Origin of the sequence: Pseudoalteromonas sp. BSi20652 (genome assembly GCF_000239855.1) — a bacterium.
Lineage (GTDB): Bacteria > Pseudomonadota > Gammaproteobacteria > Enterobacterales > Alteromonadaceae > Pseudoalteromonas.
In genome coordinates this window covers 1-1661 of the sequence record NZ_BADT01000144.1, presented here as the reverse complement: position 1 = coordinate 1661, position 1661 = coordinate 1, and the positions used below count along the sequence as shown (strand labels likewise).

The 1661-nt window shown below is 38.2% G+C and carries 1 protein-coding gene; it reads left to right on the top strand.

Going from position 1 to position 1661, the window contains the following annotated elements; genetic code table 11:
- Positions 1-401: 401 nt before the first annotated feature.
- Positions 402-1643, top strand: a complete 1242-nt coding sequence (locus tag P20652_RS06705; protein ID WP_008169942.1) for a malic enzyme-like NAD(P)-binding protein — start codon at positions 402-404, stop codon at positions 1641-1643.
- The last annotated feature ends 18 nt before the right edge of the window (positions 1644-1661 follow it).

The window sequence follows — 1661 nt, the reverse complement described above, 5'->3', positions numbered from 1 at the left end:
ATTCTGAGTATGCATAAACCTTTGCAGACAAATCGATATATATTCTCTATATTTTAAATAGTACAATTTTTAACTAGGTTGATAAAAGTAGCTAACGTGGAGTTATCTGTTTTTAAAGTAGAACAATAGGCTGTTATTTTAAATTTATGGCAAGACTTTAAAAGTACATTTTATAAATATTCAAGTAGGTATAAAAGCTCTTAAAACTTACTTTTTAGGTGAATTTTTATTTATTTAATGTTGATATAATCCAGAAAAATTACTAAAAAACTTCTTAAAATTAAGGATATAGCATATAACAGGATAGACCTGATATTGCTTGGAATTTAAAAATAATAAGGGTATTGTACCCCAAGACACCACCTCTCACTTTAACTTAAATTGCAGGATACCATCGCGTTATGTCGGACTTTCGTGAACAAGCACTACATTACCACTCACACCCCGTACCAGGCAAAATTAGCATTGAGCTAACAAAACCCGCTGAAACGGTTCAAGATCTTGCGCTAGCGTATAGCCCTGGTGTTGCCGAACCTGTGCGTGAAATTGCCGCAGATCCTGCAAATGCTTACAAGTATACTGGCAAAGGTAATATGGTTGCGGTAATCACTAATGGCACTGCAATTTTAGGCCTTGGTAATTTAGGTCCTTTAGCATCAAAACCTGTAATGGAGGGCAAAGCGTTATTGTTTAAACGTTTCGCTGGCCTTGATTCTATTGATATTGAGGTTAAGCACAAAACAACAGAAGACTTTATTAATACGGTTGCCAATATTGCTGATACATTCGGTGGTATTAACCTTGAAGATATTAAAGCACCTGAGTGTTTTGAAATTGAAAAAGCATTAATCGAGCGTTGTAGCATTCCTGTTTTTCATGACGATCAGCACGGTACGGCAATTGTAACGGCTGCTGGCATGTTAAATGCGCTAGAAGTACAAGGTAAGTCAATCGAAGATGCAATTATTGTATGTTTGGGTGCGGGCGCTGCCGCAGTTGCATGTATGGAACTTTTAATTAAATGTGGCGCATTGCGTGAGCACATTTACATGCTTGACCGCAAAGGTGTAATTCATACTCGCCGTGATGACTTAAATGAATACAAGAAGCTTTTTGCTAACAATACCGATAAGCGTTCGTTGCAAGATGTAATTGCAGACGCCGATGTATTTGTGGGTGTTTCCGGCCCTAACTTATTAGCGGCTGAAGATTTAAAGCTAATGGCTGAAAATCCTGTTGTGTTTGCATGTTCTAACCCAGATCCTGAGATTGATCCTGCACTTGCTCATAGTGCACGAAATGATTTAATTATGGCAACAGGGCGCTCTGATTACCCTAATCAGGTTAATAATGTTTTATGTTTCCCGTTTATTTTCCGCGGTGCACTTGATGTACGTGCAAGCGCTATTAACGATGAAATGAAAATTGCTGCAGTAGAGGCTATTCGTAGTATTGCTAAAGAACCTGTGCCTGCAGAAGTTTTAAAAGCAGCCGGCGTAGATAAACTAGAATTTGGTGCGCAGTATATTATTCCAAAACCAATGGATCCGCGTTTGCTGCCGCGTATAGCAAGGGCTGTTGCACTTGCTGCTGTAGAGTCAGGTGTTTCGCAAATTGACTTGCCAGAAAACTATATGCAATAAAATTCAGATATAAAAAAA

Coding starts and splice junctions, on each gene's coding strand:
- P20652_RS06705 (WP_008169942.1), top strand. CDS start 402: ATGTCGGACTTTCGTGAACAAGCACTACATTACCACTCACACCCCGTA.